The sequence below is a fragment of the Helicobacter sp. MIT 01-3238 genome, from assembly GCF_003364135.1.
Taxonomy (GTDB): Bacteria; Campylobacterota; Campylobacteria; order Campylobacterales; family Helicobacteraceae; genus Helicobacter_B.
This window is the reverse complement of the sequence record NZ_NXLN01000018.1, coordinates 37,411-53,713: the sequence shown is the minus strand read 5'-3', so window position 1 is coordinate 53,713 and position 16,303 is coordinate 37,411. Positions and strand designations below refer to the sequence as shown.

Below are 16,303 nucleotides of genomic sequence, written 5' to 3'. Positions count from 1 at the left end.
GAATAACGCGAAGCAGTAGTGCGAGCGCGGGTTTTGTGGCGATTTGCCCCGCGAGGAAGAAAGCGGTTCAAAGGTTTTTTGTAATTTTAAGTGTGTTTATTTGTCATACCGAATCAATCGCTTGTCATACTTAAGCGAAGATTCTCATTTCCCCCTCCCTTGCGGAGGGGGTTAGGGGGTGGGTAGATTTCCGTTTGAGATACTTCGGTTTCGTGCGAAACCTCAGTATGACAAAAAAGTGAAGCATCTCTAAAGATTCTATTTCTTGTCATATTGAGATTTTGCAAAAATCGAAATATCTCTAGATTTGATATATTTAGATTTTGTCTTTTGTGGCAAAATTTAGAAGTTAAGGAAAACAAATTTGCATAAAAAATACATAAAAATCCTTTTGTTAGCATTTTTTGCTCTTGTATCTAGCCTAAGTGCAAATGGATTTAAAATCCAAGAGCAAAGCCTAAATGCCACTGCGCTTAGCTCGGCTTATGTAGCAGGAGCTAGAGGAGCGGATGCGAGCTATTACAATCCCGCAAATATGGGATTTAGCAATGATTGGGGAGAAAACAAAAGTGAGTTTGAGCTAGCCACTTCACTGATAAAAATCCCCGGCTTTAGCTTTGATGTCCCTACGACAAATCAAGGGCTTTACTCAAAGACTACGCTAAAGTTTGAAAAAAGTATGGACGACATTATCACAACTATGAAAAAGATTTTCCCCGGGCTAGGACTAGGAAGCTTGCAAGAATCTATCATACTAAACCACTCCGACCCAGACTCACAAATCATCACAGGTAGCACAGGGGATACAAACTTTATCCTCCCTAAGTTTTTTTACAAATCTAGGACAAATCACGGAGTAACGCTAGGCTTTAGCTTTGTGGCTAGCTCGGGGCTAGCTATGGAGTGGGCGGGCAAAGGAGGGGAGTTCCTCCAAGATGTGTTTATAATGATGATAGAGGCAAGCCCAAGTATATCTTGGACTATCGCAGATAGGCTCTCTGTGGGGTTTGGTTTGCGCGGAATGTATGCTATGGGGAAATTTAACAATGTCGTGTATGTCCCGCTAGATAAAGAGGGTAAGGGAATCTCACTTACAACTGAGCAAATCATAAACCTAGCCAAACACCCAGAAGCCCTAAATATACTTATCCCAGAATCCATACGAAATGGAGTTGTAGGAGATGTGTTAAAAAACGACTTTGTATCGGGCTTTTTAAAGATTTTTGGGCTTAATGTCAAAATAGATGGCTGCACCACAGGCGGGGTAGAGTGCGTGGATTGGGGTGCGCTAATGGGTAGCGTAACAAGCGAAACCACCAATCTTTATGGCACTTCCAAAGTCTATCAAAAATCGCAAGGCAGTGATTTATCTGTGGGGTATCGCTTGGCAGCTTCGCTAAGAGTGATAGATAGCGGTATGCTAAGCATCGTGTTTAACTCCCCTGTGAAGTTTGATATGAGCGGGGAGGTAAAAGCCCTCACTTATGTAGGCGGTGCTATGGGCAATGTGCTTACTACCGCTCCGCTAAAAATCGCCGTGCAAATGCCAGAAATCCTAACTGTGGCTTATGCCCAAGAGTTTTTCGACAAAAGAGTGAGGCTAGAGGGGGTATATGAGCGGACATTTTGGAGTAGGGGGTGGAAGTTTAATGTAACGCCAGACTTTGAAAACGCCAAATACGAGGGACTAAGCGGGCTTGTAAGCTACCGAGATGTGTGGGAAACGCAGGGAGGTGCTAGCCTAAAAGATATGGTGGGTATCGCAGACTTTGGTGTGGTAAGCAATATGGGGGCGGGGTGGAGAGATACCAATACCTTTCGGCTAGGGGCGACATATCTAGGCAAAAAAACTCGCCTTATGGGCTCTATCGCTTATGATGCCGCTCCAAGCCCGCAGGACAAAATCGGCATACCCGATAGTGATGGCTATATGGTGGGAATCGGTGCGAAGCGCAATTTTAGAGGGTTTGACTTCGGGCTAGCAGGAAGCTGGACTTATAAGTCATCTATGTCCTCTATGTATCATAGTGGCGGGCTAGGCGGACTATATATCTACACCGCTTCACTTGGCTATCGGTGGTAGGGGTTTGGCGCGTCTATGGCGTGATGATTTTGATTGATTTTGATTAATTTTTCGGGTGGTTTTTTGGTTTGTGTCTTTTTTGATTTTTTACATTGTGCGGAGGTTTGTTTTTTTATCTTGGGTGAGAGATTTTAGCCAAAAATTAGCCCAAAAGTGCTTCCCTCAAAAACACCTCTTTCACGCGCTTAATGTCAAAAATTCCGTTTTTTGCTCGGGCGTTTAGAGTGGCAAAGATTTCATTGATAAATGCAGAGTCTAGCCCATAGTCTTTTGGATTTGGCGAAATCTCTAAGGCTTCAAAGACTTCCAAAAGTCGCGCCCTAAATGGCGATAGAAGTGCGTAAGCGTGGCTTTGCTTTGGCAAGCACTCCAAAAGCAAGGGTAGGCTAAAGCTACACGCAAGCCCGTGTGGCGTGCCAAATCTCATTGTCAGCGGATAGCTTAGCGCGTGGGCTAGCGCGGTTTGGGTGTTGCTAAAGGCAAGCCCAGCGCACATACTCGCCTGCATTATGCTTGTTCGCAATTCTAGCGATTGGAGATTTTCTGCCAAAGCGGGCAAATCGCGCAGGATAATCTCTATGGAGCGTAAGGCGTGGTGCGTGGAGATAGGGTTTGCGTTGTTGTTCCAAATAGACTCAAAGCTGTGGCTTAGCGCGTCAAGTGCCGTGTGTATGGTAGTCTCGCGCGACAAACTCAAAGTCAATCTCGGGTCATAAAACGCTTCTTTTGGGTAGAGAATTTCATCACTCAAAGAGTGCTTGATAAAGGCGTCATTATCCCAGATAGTCGCCCAGTGGGTGAGCTCACTGCTAGTGCCAGAAGTGGTGGGGAAGGCATAGATAGGCTTTGCTTGGGCATTGTCTTTTGGGCTGTGTCTTGTCGGCGATTTTAAGGGAGATGCTTCACGCACTTCGCTCAATGGACGCTCAAGTCCTATTTTCGCTCGCGCGTTCGCACAACCCTTAAAATCACTCGACAATACTTCGCCCAGCGAGTTTGTAGATTCGGCGGATTCGTGTGATTTTGTGGCATTTGAATCCAATTCTAGTATTTGCGGTGGAAGTTTTGTATTTGGAAAAAATTTTGGGCGTGAGACTAGACTAATGGTCTGTGAACGCTCAAAATTTTTTCCAAGTGCGAAAGATGCACCCAAAGACGAATTGTATACACTGAAAAACTTCGCGCTATCTATCACGCTCCCGCCCCCAAGCGCGATAATGCAATCAAAATCTTTAAGCCTAGAAGCTATGTCGCTCAAATGCTTTAGCTGCGGATTTGGCAAAATCTCATCGACAACGCCTACAAGCTGCTTGCCAAAAGCGTTTGCAATCTGCTGACTTAGCCCCCTTTTGCTAAAACTCTTACTTGTAACGAGCAAAAATCGCTCATTTTTGCACCTCTGTGCCAAGTCGCTAATCGCGCTAAGCCAATCCACACCAAAGTGGATTTTCACGGGATTGTAGTAGGTAAATTTCATCGCTTGCTTGCCTTTATAGCCTGTGTGTCTGCACATTCTAGATTTTCATTTAGCCACGCGCCAAATCGCAATGCTACTTGCTTTGGCGTGATTTTGGGGCGTCCTAAGTCTTTTTTGCTCCCCTTTGCGATTTGGAGGTAGATAAACCACGCACCGCCACTTTTCGCGCTTACAAACTCACGTAAGAGTTCGCTAAACTCATCTAAAGTTTGCGCTACCCTTGCCACCGCGTAGCCACAAGATTTTGCGATAGCGACAAAATCCACAAAAGGCGAGAGATTGAACTGCCCGCCCGTGCTATCGTGGCTTTGATTATCTAGCAGGATATGGCAGAGATTGCCTTTGTTTGAGCACTTGGCATAGTAGGCATTGCCACTTAGCGTGCCAAGTCGCATAAGTAGCGCACTATCGCCATCAATAGCGATGACTTTTTTGCGCGATTTTAGCGCGATACCTAGCCCTAGCGCACTCACACAGCCCATAGAACCCACCATATAGAGCTGATTTGGTCTGTCATCTAGCTCGTAGAGCTCGCGTCCGCATTTGCCTGTGGTGGCAAGTAGAGCGCAATTTGTGCCGAGATTTTGGATAATGCTTAATGCCTCTAGTCGCGTGGGTTGCGCGGAGTCTTTTGGGATATTGTCTTTGTCATTCTGAGCCGTAGGTGAAGAATCTCTTTGCGCTTTTTGAGATACTTCGCTAAGCTCAGTATGACAAATTTTCCCAAAATCTAGCGGGTTATTTTTGAGGGCGACTTTTTCAAAGCAACTATTCCGCACGATGAAAAAGAAACTTTTGTTTGACTCTAGCACCTTCTTAGCTTGTGCCAACTGCTCGCACGCCACCTCAAAGCGCGAGTCCAAAAACGCGCACTCTATCTGGCAAGTTTGCAATAACTTATCGGTTATTTTCCCTAGTAGCTCGTGCTGTGGCTCATCGGTGTTTTGCCCAGCTTGATTTGGCTCGCCACGCAGAGAGACAAAGCCAAGTATGGGGATTTCAAAGGTGTGATTTAGGCTTGTGAGGGGTGATAGCGCATTACTTAGTCCGCTGTTTTGCATTAGCACCACTCCGTATTTTCTTGGGCTGTGTCTTGTCGGCGATTTTAAGGGAGATGCTTCACCCGCTTCGCTCAATGGACTTTTTTGTCCTATTTTCGCTTGCGTGTTCGCACAACCCTTAAAATCACTCGACAATACTTCGCCCAACGCGCTTGTATTTTTGGCATTTTCGCGGGAATCTTTTACCCACCCCCTAACCCCACTCGTGCTAAGGGAGGGGGAATTTTTAGAATTACCACTTGTGGCAGAAAGAGAATCTTTTGAAGCCACACTATTTCCAAAATCGTTACATTCTTTTGCGTTTTCGTGCGGAAGCATTTGAGATGAGAAATCGGGGTTGTGCGAAGCGAGCGAGGAAATAGAACTTTGAGGTTCATTGACGAAGTGAGCGCAAGCACTCCCCGATTTATCGCTCAAAGGCAACGCACAAGCTAAACTCACTCCGCTTGCGATTGCCACCGCCTCCCCCTCATTATTCGCCATCACAAATACATTCTCATTTATCGCCCAATTTATAAGCGGTGCGAGGTAGCTACAAGGCACACCCACAAAATCACAAAATCCCATCCGCTTTAGCTCCGCTCCAAAAGCCTCTGTTTGCATTTCTTTGTCCTTTCTTTCTAAATTCGCCACGCGTGTGTTTCTAGAATCTAGATTCTAGAAACGCGCTTACATTCTAGGGCTTGATAATCGCTATGCTTAGATTATCCCCGATTGGAAGTTTGAGGGCAGGATTTAGCGCGTTTTTGTGCATAAATTCGCTCACCGCTTCGCGCACGCCGACATAGCCAGAGGAAAAATACTCGTGGATTAAAATCACGCCTCCGCTTACCATTTTGGGATAAAAAAACTCTAGCCCCGCCAAAATCGGCTCATACAAATCCGCGTCCAAATTCACAAAGCAAAATCGCTCATTCTCTACACCAACGCTACTTTGGGGAAACCAGCCCTTTTTTATGATACATTGCTCTTTGTAGGGCATTTTTCCTAGCACGAGTTCTACGCTTGTGTTTGAGAAGTGTCTTTTGCCTAGAGTAGCACCCATTGCGCCGTCTTTGCTTTGGGCTAAGTCTTTGTCCCAAAAGCCCTCAAAAGTGTCAAACAAGTAGAGCACTCTATCGCTAAAGCACTCATTGATTTTGCGTGCGAAATCCCCACGATAGACGCCTAGCTCGGCTACACTGCCCTCTAGATTCTGAGACTTTGCCTCGCTAGCAAAATCTTGCAAAAACGCCTCCCTAGCGCGGACACTTAGCTCGATATGGCTTGTGTCGATTTTTTCACGCGCAATTCCCATTTGCTCTAGTTGGGCGCGGATTTCATAAAACCCTGTGAAAGTGCCAACAATCACGGAATCAAAATCTAGCTTACTCAACGCCTCGCTTTGCTTGATAGGATAGGCACTCAATGTATTACTCCCCCCCCCCCATTAAGCGTGATAGTGCCATTTGCTTTTAGTGGGTCATTGTCGATAAAGCAAAGGATTTGCTCGCCTTGCGTGAGGAGGTTTTGTGCGATTAGGCGTCCGCAGTTGCCTGCACCGAAGATTACAATCTTGTTCATTTGAAGTTCCTTTCTTGTGGGCTTGTCTTTTGGGCTAAAATCGTGGAGTGCTTGCGCTCGCTTCCTCGATGAACTTGTTTGTTCTATCTCGTTGCTCGCTTCGCACAGCCACGATTTTATCTCCAAAATACCGCACCCATTTTTTATAGAATTTTTTAGTTTTACAAGTTCGCGCTTGTGCTTGAATCGTGAATCTAGATTCACGATTACCCACCCCCTAGCCCCCTCCGCCACAATTTTATTTTTGGGAGGGGGATTAAGCCAAAAAAAGTGCACGGCTAAATCGTGCCCGGGATTAGGGAGAGTATCTCTTTTACGCTCATACATTGCCCCTCAATCTCTGCGCTTCTGTCGTGCTCTAAAATGCCTTGCGCGACTTGCTTCATCGCTATGAAACTCGCCCTAAGCAAGTGATTTGCATAGATGATGATATTTGCCCCTGCCTCTCCTAGCTCACGCGCTGTGATTTCATTGAAGCTTGTTGGCACGACTACGATAGGCGTTAGCGAGTTTTTGGTGCGAAAGGCGCGTATAAAGTCCAAAATCTCCTTTGGGTCTTTGTGGCGAGAATGTATCATTATGCCATCAGCTCCCGCCTCGACATAAGCGAATGCGCGGGTTAGCGCGTCTTGCAAGCCTTTGTCTAAAATAAGGCTTTCAATACGCGCGATAATCATAAAATCGCTTGTGATTTGCGCTTCTTTGCCTGCGCGGATTTTGTCGCAAAAGTCTTCAATGCTATCTTGGGTTTGCTCGACATCGTTTCCTAGAAGCGAGTTTTTCTTTAGTCCCGTTTTATCCTCGATGATACACGCACTCACTCCCGTGCGCTCTAGGCTTCGCACTGTGAAAGCAAAATGCTCGACTTTCCCGCCCGTGTCGGCATCATAGATAAGTGGCTTAGAAGTTACTTCAAAGATTTCATTTATGGTGTTTAGCCGACTTTGCAGCTCGACTGCCTCTATGTCTGGCTTGCCACGACTTGTAGAGTCTGTAAGCGAACTACTCCAAAAGCCGTCAAACTCGATTTTTGTGCCACCGTGATTGACAAAAGCATTTTGCGCGATGAGCGCGGAGATAGCCGAGTGCGTTTCGATAAAGCGCAAGGGGACTTTGGCTTCTATGAGACGGCGAAGTAGTGAAAGCCTAGCATTGGTGCTTATGCCTATGGCTCTGGCGTTTGCGTTTAGCTGCGTGGAGCTAATGCCCTCTGTATAGCTTGGCTCGATAAGCCTCCCACAGCCTAGCTCGGCTAGCGTGTCAAGCACATTTTGGCGGGTTTTGACTTGCGCTCCGTTTTTCCAATCATCGCCGTGTATGACAAAGGCAGGCTTTAGGGAGCGGATATTGCCCTCATAGCTTAGCGTGTCTTGGGGGATTACCCTATCGATAAATGCGATAGACTCTAGCACGGCTTTGCGCTGCTCGTAATTCATATAAGGCAGGCGTTTGTAAGAAGCGATTGCCTTATCAGTAAGCAGTCCTACGACTACTTCGCCATCTATCTCATCGGCGTGTTGCTTGGCGATTTTTAGGATATTGATATGCCCCGGGTGGATTAAATCCGCGCTCATAGCGACATAAACGCTAGGCTTTGTGCTTGGTTTTTGGCTTTTGTTGGGGGTTGTGTGGCTAGGACTATGCGGCATAGGATACTCCTAGCTCGCTAGAATCTAGCTTGATGAGAATGACAAAGATGTATAAGGCTTGGTCGCGCTCTTTTACTCTCTCTCTCTCTCTCTCTCGTTGCGTGCGATGCCAACTACGCGGAAAAAGTAGTCATCTTCGCCATTAAATGGAGCAAAGCCTCTGTCCTCTTTGGCAAAGTGGATTGTGAGATTTAGCTGGGACTCTAGGACTTCACAAAGACTTTCAAAATCTACAAACCTGCGATAATGACTATCGTGTATAAAGGCATTTGCCTCGCCCTCCACAGGCTCGCCTTGTTGATAGAGGGAGTTTTTCTTGCCTCTTGCTTCGATAGCGACAATCCCGCTTGGAGTGAGGAAGTGCGGGATTTGGGAGAGGAGGATTTCTTGCTGGGTGTGCGTGATAGAATGGAGCGTGAAGCGCGAGTAAATGCAATCAAAGCGTGGGCTTAGCGACAAATCGGGGAGCTTGCCACTCGCTTTGTCAATGAACTTTTGAGTTCTACCTCCTCGCTCGTGGTGTTGCAACCCCGATTTTTCATCTAAAACATTTTCGCGTTGGGTAGTGAGCGCGTCATCTTTTGTGCTACTAAACGCGCTATCTGCCCCCCCCCTATCAAAAATCGCGCTAAGGTTGGTAAAATCCCCTGCGATAAAGTGTGGATTTGCTACGCCTTTTGTGGTGGTGGCGCAATGCTTGGCAAGGTAGCTAATCTCATCAGCCACTTGGTCTATGGCGGTGGTTTGGATTTTGTTTTTGGCAAAAAATAGCGCGTCTCGTCCATTGCCACAGCCTAGCTCAAGCAATGAGAGAGTGCCTGTGTGCGGTGCGTGAGAGCTTTTTGTGCTTGTTTGCGTGCTGTGTGTGCTTAAATTTGTATTTGCGTTTATTTGCGTGTTTGCGTGCGCTTTGGCATTTGTGTGTATTTGTGCGTTGTATGCGTGGGAACTTGCGTTTGATTTTTTATCCACCTGCATTTGGCGTAGGTAGCTATCCCACACAAACTGCGCAAATAGCGAGGGCTTGTCCCCAACCTTGTGCTTAGCGTAAAATTTAGTCCAATAGCTTTTGTCCATTCGCGTCCTTCTCCCATTTAAGTAGGAATAATCTGTATTTTTATGTATGTGTATCCGTAGGTAAGATACACATTGTAGCAACATTTGTGCCATAATCCCTATCGCATATTTCTATGCTATTTTTGAACTCTTCAATGACCTCATCATCGTCATCAACGATAAGCAATTTTATCTCTCTCATTTTTCTTGACTTTTTTTCCGATTGCAGCATATAGTTGTATTTCCTTATAGATGTATGTGGGGCAAAAAACTATAGTGCAATCAAAAACACACCCTATATGCCGTATTGTATTATATGCAACTTAATATTCAATAAAAAAACTACTAGCATTATTTTATATTCTTTTTGCATAAAGCTATTCATTTGTGGGTTGCTTTAATTAGTATGTTTTGATTTAGTTTTTTTTCGCTTTGAAGGAATGGGACAATAAAGGCATTGCAAATTTAATTGCTCAAAAAACAACAAAATTCAATGAACAAACAATCAAAGAAATGTTTCATTGTAAAGATATATGGCTACAAATTAGCGAGGACAACCTACAAAATTTTGATGAAATTAAAAGTTGGTTTGAGGCTATGAAAGAATTTTTTATTTGATAAATTTAGCTTAAGCCCAATAATTTTTTGATATGTTATCAATTTTTATGAGCCATTTTCTGTGTCCTCATCACTATCATCTATCTCAATCATATTCATATCGCTTTTTGTAGATTCCTTGCGCTCGGTTATAGATTTCTCACTTATAGTTTTTTTAGTTTTTGCACCTAATTCTTTGATTTTATTTAGCTTTAATTCGATTCCATCTTTTTTGCTAAATAATTTGGTCTCCATATCCTCGCTCGCAGTGCAAATGGTTTTTATGGCGCGATTGAGTTTTTCAAAGTCCTTGCACAATCCTTCAAATTTATCATAAATTTTTCCCATTTCGCCAAACGCCTCTTTCACTTTCTCATCGCTCTCCACATAAGTCCAGCTAATATTTATCGTTTTAAGTGCCATAAATAGCGTGTGTGGTGTGGTGAGATATATTTGCTTGTTAAAAGCATATTGATAAAGCGTTGGCTCAGCATATTCAATGCCAAATCTAAGATATTATTATATGGCACAAAAAGTAGCATAAAGTCATAGATTCGCGCGTGAGCGAATTGCGGATTTTTGCTGGTAAATTTTTTTTAGCGAGTTCATCTATGCGAGATTTTAGATTTTGCGCTATTTGCTTACAAAGTGTGCTATCAAGCAAATCTATGCTTTTAGATTCGCTAGATTCGCCTACAGCGTTATCATAATTATTTGGTAGCGAAAACTTCGCATCAATGATAATGCTTCGCTCTTTATCCAAATGCACGATTGCATCAGGTTTTAGCCCCCTATCATCATCTCTAAAATGTGCTTGAATCTCATAATGCTCCCCTTGAATAAGCCCACTAGATTCTAACACACTTTTAAGCTGCAATTCTCCAAAATTCCCGCGAATCTTTTTATCGCCACGCAAAATCTTAGCAAATTCATCGGCAGTCGCACCAAGTTTTTGGGTTTGCTTAAACATTGAGTCGATATGTGTGCCTAATTTGATTTCATTTTCTGCTAGTTGCTTAGAATATTGCTCGACTTTATTTTTTATGGGCGTGAAAATCTCATCTAGCACTTTACGCGAATCTGCATTTAACATATTTTTATTTTGCTCTAAAAGCGCGTTTTTTTGCATATCAAATCGCTTGTCAATTTCCTCGCGGATAGTTTTTAGATTCTTTTCATATTGTGCCAAATCTCGGGCTTTATCCTGCTGATATTGAACCCTAATTTGCTCTATGTTTTGATTATATTTTCTTTCAAATGCGACTTGTTCGGATTCTAATTCGCTTATCCGCTTTTCTTTTTCCGTTTTTAATATGTCAAATTTTGCTTGGTTGTTTTTATTTTGATTTTCTAGCATTTCATTGTAATGAGACTTTAGATTTTCCAATTCATCACTATGAGCTTGCTTTAATCCATAAATATAATCATCTTTACCTTGTAATTGCTGTTTATAAAAATTATCGCTAGATTTTAGAATCACATTTGCATTACGCAAAGAGATAATTTTTGCAACACAAAGCCCACAAGCCACAAGTGCAATAATTAGTAGTGCAGAGATAACATAAATCATCATTGATTCCTTTTTAGTGAAAACATTAGCGCAGTTTATCTAATTTTAAATAAAATTTTTGGATTTTTTTGATGACAAAACAACTAGAACAATGCTTAATTGTAGAAATGTGCGGAAAACAAGTTGACAGAAAATACCCTACAATGTATCCCGCTTGTTATACTGAGGGCAAAGCCCGAAGTATCTCAAAGACAAAAGAGAGATTCTTTGGTTGCTAGCTCGCTTAAAGATAACAAAAAGGCGACATAGAGATTTTTCGCATTTTGCAAATGCCCAAAATGACAAGATAGGAGAAGCTGATGACAAGAGTATAAAGAATTGTGATGACAAAGTAACGGAATCCAAAAATGACGCAAGCAACCACAATAGAGATATTTCGCCTACGGTCAATATGACAAAGCAAACAAATCACAATATGACAACACTAACGACTTAGAATCCCAAATCGATAAGCTAGTCTATCAACCCTACGATTTGATACGCAGTTCTATGATTTTGCACAACAAAACCATAGAACCCCTTAAAAACGAAATACACCACCAAAAACTTCCTAGTATAGATTCTGCTCGGTAACGATATTGCTGATATTTGGTAGTGGCGAAGTGCGCGTATAAAAAAATGTATTTTTGTCAATGGTTTTTGAGCGCACGGCTTCTGGGCGAGGAAATATACGGCGCAAGCTCGGGTCGATTCTCACCGCTCCTGCTACTATCTCGGCAAACACAGGTGCTGCCACTGCAGAGGCACTCTCATATCGCCCTATGGGGCTATTATCATCGCGCCCAAACCATATAATAGCCTGCACATCGGGCGTATATCCGCAAAACCAAAAATCCACATTGTTGTTTGTCGTGCCTGTTTTGCCCGCTGTCTCTATCCCACTTACCGCTGCGCGTCTGCCTGTGCCTGCCCTCACGACTTCGCGTAGCACGGAGGTAGTGAGAAACGACTGCTCGGGTGAGATTATCACTTCTGATTGCGTCTCATAAGAAAACACATTTCCCTGCGGGTCGATTACACTATCAATCAGCACAGGCTCGTTGCGCACGCCATAGTTTGAAAATATTGAATACTCTTTTGCCACCATTATCGGCGTGGCGTTTAGACTACCGATAGCGATTGTCATATCCGCGCTAAACCCACTAAAGCCAAAATTTAGCAAGCCATTGTAGATATTGCTAAACCCAACGAGCGTGGCGACATTTATCGTAGCTAGATTGCGAGAGTGGATAAGGGCATCTTGGAGGGTTACCATTCCTTGAAACTTCCCACCAGAATTTCTAGGATTCCACTCATCAAAGCTCCGCGCAGCATCAGGGACTTGTGTAGCGGTGGAGTATCCTCTATCAAAGGCGATTTGATAGATAAATGGCTTTATGCTACTTCCCATTTGGCGATAAGCATCTACTGCGCGATTATACGGACTTTTTTCGTGATTTACCCCACCTACAAGGGCTAAAATCTTGCCTGTTTTGTTATCTGTGATGACTACCGCACCATTTAGTGTATCATTTGCAGTCAAGTCATCTTCGCTAGGAAGTATGGCAGGTTCTGCACCTTTGGGTCTTTGGGCTTGGAGTAGCTTTAGCTGGCGAGCTTGCAGCGCAGTGTAGCCGTTTTTTAGGGCTTTTTGGGCGACTTCTTGGTAGTCCAAATCTATGTGTAGCTTGATAGTGTAGCCACCTGTTTTTATGTCTTTTATGGAGCTTAGTTGCCTCAAAGCATAGTCAGTTACATAAGGAGCGACATTTTGGGTAAGCGTCTGATGATACACTGTGGGCTTTTCTGCAAGTGAGGAGTCCCTATACTCCTTAGAAATCCACCCCAAGTCATACATTCTGCGGATAATGTCATTTGCACGCGTAAGTGCCAAATCCAAGTTTTTGGTAGGGTCATAAGTGCTAGGGGATTGTGGTAGTCCTACCAAAATAGCGATTTCTTTTAGGCTTAGCTGATTTAGTGTTTTTTTGAAGTAGCCAAGTGCTGCGGTTTTGACACCATAGTATCCGTGCCCCAAAAACACCTCGTTTAGATAAATCTCCAAAATCTGCTCTTTGCTAATAATTTCTTCGACTTGCACGGTAAGTAAGGCTTCTTTGATTTTGCGACTTATGGTGCGCTCTCGCGTCAAAATGATATTTTTCACAACCTGCTGCGTAAGCGTGCTTCCACCCTCTCCTAGCCGCCCTGTGCGGATATTTTTTAGCATTGCGCGGATGATACCATCATAATTTATCCCGCCGTGCTCAAAAAAAAGCGTATCCTCAATAGCTAGTAGTGCTTCAATCATTCGCGGTGGAATCTCATCAAACTTCGCGTAAAATCGAAATTCCGTGTCAAATACATTGGCTATGAGGCGGTTTTTTCTGTCATAGATTTGGGTAGCGACTTTTGGAGAGTAGTGCCTTACTTTGTCCAAATCCGCGCTTAGCTCAAAATATAGCGCAATCAAATAAACAACAAATATCAATCCCCCAACAACACAGCTAGATAATGCAACTTTTCTAATCATTTATTTTTTACTTACCTTATATTTTCAAAGATTTTACTTGCTTTGCTTAAATTTACTTAAATTTCGACTTTTTTGGGCTTTTTTTGTCTCGGATTTTTTGCGATTTTTGCAGACAAAAGTGCAAATCCACAAAAACTAGATAAGCACCTACCTTGCCCTACTTCACGCTTACATTTCACTCTACACCGACCAAATACCACATTTAAGCAGTGCAGAATTTAGACAGCGCAAGGGATTCACTCCCTGCTTGCTTCTAGGACTTGCCTATGCTTTTGGGGCTTGCACTTCAGGCTCTTTAGATTCTGCTGGCTTTGGCTGGGCTTGTGCGCTAGTTTGAGCCATATTTTGTCTAGCATCTCTTATGTCTGCTCTTTCTTGCTGGACACTATCTACTTTTTCAGCTAGCATTTTATCAAGGCAGGACATTACACCCTCGCTTCCCTTTTCCATTCCTATTACTTTCTCGTCTATAAAGCTTTTTGGTGGATTTTGCTTGCTCATTATCGCTTCAGCTAGGCTATTTGCTTGAGTATGCACTTGCGCGTGGAAAGGCTCTAAATCCCTATATGCCGCAGTTGTAGCAAAGTGTTCTTTGCCATCACCCTCATAATACCACTTGCCCAAACGGCAATTTGTATGTGGGACTTGATTGAAGCTATCAGATAGCCCAAACACAAGCGCGTAAAGATTGTTTTTAAACACCGTGTGGTCGAGCTTAGCAAGGGTGCAAAACACCTCGTTATTGCAAGAGCGTAGAGCATTTTTGGCTAGTTTCACGGTGTTTATAGCGAGTTTGCTTTTGGCATATATGTCCTCGACATTTGTTTTGACTTCAGCGGTAAAAGTCGAAGTCTCCTCCGTAGTGGTTTGTATATCGCTTGCTTCTTGCTGCATAGATTTTACGACTATGGCGATTTCTTTGGTTGCTTTTTGGGTTTTTTCTGCGAGTTTGCGCACCTCATCAGCGACAACGGCAAATCCCCTGCCGTGCTCACCCGCCCTAGCAGCTTCGATAGCGGCATTTAGCGCAAGGAGGTTTGTTTGCTCGGCTATGTCATCAATTAGAGATACGACATTGGTGATTTCATTGCTTCTTTGGGCAAGTGAGTTTGCTATGTTTGTGGCGTTTTGCATACTTTCATAAAGGTCTTTTATACTTTCTTCGGCTTTTTGGCTTACTTCGCCTACTTCAGCTAGCTCTTCTTCGTTGTGCTCTGCGCCTACTTGGATTTTTTTGGATTGTTCCAAAATATTTTGCAATGAGCCTTGCACGCCTATGATTCCGTCTTTTAGGCTTTTGTGATAAGTCGCTAGCAAGTCCACACCATCATCACTATCTCTTTTAGAGCCCTCTTGGACAAATCGATAAAACACCACTCCGTCAATGTTTTGGCTTTTTAGTGAGAAGTTTTTGCCACCTACTGATATGACAGAGTGCCCATCTCCGAGTTCTCCTAGTGCTCTTATGAAATCAGGTAGATTGCCCAAAGACAATGCCACAGAATTTGCAAAAACCGCCTCCCCATTTTTCACACCGACTAAGGCTTCATCAAACCCAAATGAAGCGATTTTTTTGTAATGCTCTACTTCTGCTTTTAAGGCTTGATTTTCCGCTACTTGCTTTTGCAATGCAGCTTTTGTTTCACTAGAAGAACCAAACATAGCAAGACTCCTTACAACTTTAATTTTTGATTTTGCAACCTCATTTTTGCGTTTGCTAAAGGCATTTTAACATAGATTTTGTTTCTTATTTATTAAAAATGTATTATAATTTCGCTAATTTTTGAATTCTCATTATGAGGTGTAAAATGAAAAACAGACTTGAAACTTTAGATGCTATCATTGATAGATTGCGACTTTTTGTCAAGCAAGATGGGCTAAAAAACTCCAAACAACGCGAAGAGATTGTATCCGTGCTTTACAAAAGTGGCACACACCTAACCCCCGAAGAAATCGCCAATAACTTGCGCTTACGCGATAAATCTACGAGTATTTCTTCTGTGTATAGAATCTTGGGCTTTTTGGAAAAAGAAAAATTTGTAACCTCCATAGAGCCAGACAAAGGTGGCAAGCGATACGAAATCGCAGCAAAAGAGCACCACGACCACATTATTTGCTTGCATTGCGGGGCGATTGAGGAGTTTGTCGACAATGAAATAGAATCACGCCAAATCGAAGTGGTAAAATCCCTAAAAGCAAAGCTAATCAGCCACGATATGAGGCTGTTTGTCATCTGTGAGAAGTGCCAAAAACAGCTACGAGACTAGGGCGTGCACTCTAAAAAATAGTTTTACTTCCTTTACTTCTTTTATTTTGTCATTGCGAGCAAGTCCCAAGATTTGCATAGCAATCCACACAATACATTTTGGTGTTTGGGGGGGGGGATTTTGCGCGTTTTATCTCTATGTTTTATCACTTGCAATCACTTGATTTTGCCACTACGCTAAAATCTTTGCTAAACCCAACAGCAAATATACTTGATAGAATTTTGCGCAAGTTTTTTATCCAAACACTTAAAATCTTTCTTTTGGATTTTTTACAAAGAGATTCAAATCGTTAGCTATTTTTAGACTTCCTCATTGTCTTTGGCATAGTTTTTTACACCTTATGTGATTTTTGGGCGTGATATTTGCTTATGTTTGCTTGGCGATTTTTACCACAAATAAATTTGCAATCAAACCACTTGAGAATAGCGAGATTATAAGGCTTTAGATTACTGCATTAAATATTTTTCT

The 16,303-nt window shown here is 43.0% G+C and carries 14 protein-coding genes and 1 pseudogene; 3 read left to right on the top strand and 12 right to left on the bottom strand.

The genetic code is table 11. The features are described 5' to 3' along the window. The first annotated feature begins 364 nt into the window (after positions 1 to 364). Positions 365 to 2,083, top strand: coding sequence for an OmpP1/FadL family transporter (locus tag CQA40_RS07270; RefSeq protein ID WP_258864496.1), 1,719 nt, complete (start codon positions 365 to 367; stop codon positions 2,081 to 2,083). 142 nt (positions 2,084 to 2,225) lie between these two features. On the opposite strand, the gene CQA40_RS07265 is transcribed toward CQA40_RS07270, so the two are convergent. The 9 genes from CQA40_RS07265 to rmuC (CQA40_RS07230) all read right to left on the bottom strand — a co-directional run bounded on the left by CQA40_RS07265 (position 2,226) and on the right by rmuC (CQA40_RS07230) (position 11,056). Continuing rightward, positions 2,226 to 3,560, bottom strand: a complete 1,335-nt coding sequence (locus CQA40_RS07265) for a phosphonoacetaldehyde reductase (protein ID WP_181882877.1) — start codon at positions 3,558 to 3,560, stop codon at positions 2,226 to 2,228. Further along, positions 3,557 to 5,224 carry a thiamine pyrophosphate-dependent enzyme gene (locus CQA40_RS07260; RefSeq protein WP_115520224.1) on the bottom strand — a complete coding sequence of 556 codons (1,668 nt, stop codon included), beginning with the start codon at positions 5,222 to 5,224 and terminating at the stop codon, positions 3,557 to 3,559. The genes CQA40_RS07265 and CQA40_RS07260 overlap by 4 nt, the downstream gene beginning before the upstream one ends. A gap of 73 nt (positions 5,225 to 5,297) precedes the next feature. Beyond that, the gene (locus tag CQA40_RS07255) at positions 5,298 to 6,029 is read right to left on the bottom strand and encodes a TylF/MycF/NovP-related O-methyltransferase (RefSeq protein WP_408941418.1); all 732 of its coding nucleotides are present in this window, start codon (positions 6,027 to 6,029) and stop codon (positions 5,298 to 5,300) included. Beyond that, positions 6,026 to 6,511: a hypothetical protein gene (locus CQA40_RS11650; protein ID WP_258864495.1), complete on the bottom strand. Its 486-nt coding sequence runs from the start codon at positions 6,509 to 6,511 to the stop codon at positions 6,026 to 6,028. The genes CQA40_RS07255 and CQA40_RS11650 overlap by 4 nt, the downstream gene beginning before the upstream one ends. Beyond that, the gene (gene aepX, locus CQA40_RS07250) at positions 6,463 to 7,758 is read right to left on the bottom strand and encodes a phosphoenolpyruvate mutase (protein ID WP_115520228.1); all 1,296 of its coding nucleotides are present in this window, start codon (positions 7,756 to 7,758) and stop codon (positions 6,463 to 6,465) included. The genes CQA40_RS11650 and aepX overlap by 49 nt, the downstream gene beginning before the upstream one ends. A 147-nt stretch (positions 7,759 to 7,905) precedes the next feature. Further along, complete coding sequence (locus tag CQA40_RS07245; protein ID WP_115520223.1) at positions 7,906 to 8,910, bottom strand: methyltransferase domain-containing protein; 1,005 nt, start codon at positions 8,908 to 8,910, stop codon at positions 7,906 to 7,908. Positions 8,911 to 8,950: 40 nt separating this feature from the next. Then, positions 8,951 to 9,091, bottom strand: coding sequence for a hypothetical protein (locus CQA40_RS11190; protein ID WP_181882876.1), 141 nt, complete (start codon positions 9,089 to 9,091; stop codon positions 8,951 to 8,953). A gap of 461 nt (positions 9,092 to 9,552) precedes the next feature. Continuing rightward, positions 9,553 to 9,987: a DNA recombination protein RmuC gene (gene rmuC, locus CQA40_RS07235; RefSeq protein ID WP_115520221.1), complete on the bottom strand. Its 435-nt coding sequence runs from the start codon at positions 9,985 to 9,987 to the stop codon at positions 9,553 to 9,555. 7 nt (positions 9,988 to 9,994) lie between these two features. Then, the gene (gene rmuC / locus CQA40_RS07230) at positions 9,995 to 11,056 is read right to left on the bottom strand and encodes a DNA recombination protein RmuC (protein ID WP_181882875.1); all 1,062 of its coding nucleotides are present in this window, start codon (positions 11,054 to 11,056) and stop codon (positions 9,995 to 9,997) included. Between the two features lie 211 nt (positions 11,057 to 11,267). On the opposite strand from rmuC (CQA40_RS07230), the gene CQA40_RS07225 reads away from it, so the two are divergent. Continuing rightward, positions 11,268 to 11,492 (top strand): hypothetical protein, encoded by a 225-nt coding sequence (locus CQA40_RS07225; protein ID WP_115520219.1) that lies wholly within the window; start codon positions 11,268 to 11,270, stop codon positions 11,490 to 11,492. Between the two features lie 114 nt (positions 11,493 to 11,606). Here CQA40_RS07225 and CQA40_RS07220 read toward each other — a convergent pair whose 3' ends face one another. The 3 genes and pseudogenes from CQA40_RS07220 to CQA40_RS11880 form a co-directional block, all read right to left on the bottom strand. Then, positions 11,607 to 13,568: a penicillin-binding protein 1A gene (locus CQA40_RS07220; protein ID WP_115520218.1), complete on the bottom strand. Its 1,962-nt coding sequence runs from the start codon at positions 13,566 to 13,568 to the stop codon at positions 11,607 to 11,609. Positions 13,569 to 13,832: 264 nt separating this feature from the next. Beyond that, a complete protein-coding gene (locus tag CQA40_RS11885; RefSeq protein WP_258864497.1) occupies positions 13,833 to 14,270 on the bottom strand; it encodes a CZB domain-containing protein in 438 nt (145 codons plus the stop codon). A gap of 162 nt (positions 14,271 to 14,432) precedes the next feature. Continuing rightward, positions 14,433 to 14,702: pseudogene (locus tag CQA40_RS11880) on the bottom strand (methyl-accepting chemotaxis protein); the annotation flags it as partial. 674 nt (positions 14,703 to 15,376) lie between these two features. On the opposite strand from CQA40_RS11880, the gene CQA40_RS07210 reads away from it, so the two are divergent. Continuing rightward, a complete protein-coding gene (locus tag CQA40_RS07210; protein ID WP_023928284.1) occupies positions 15,377 to 15,835 on the top strand; it encodes a Fur family transcriptional regulator in 459 nt (152 codons plus the stop codon). The last annotated feature ends 468 nt before the right edge of the window (positions 15,836 to 16,303 follow it).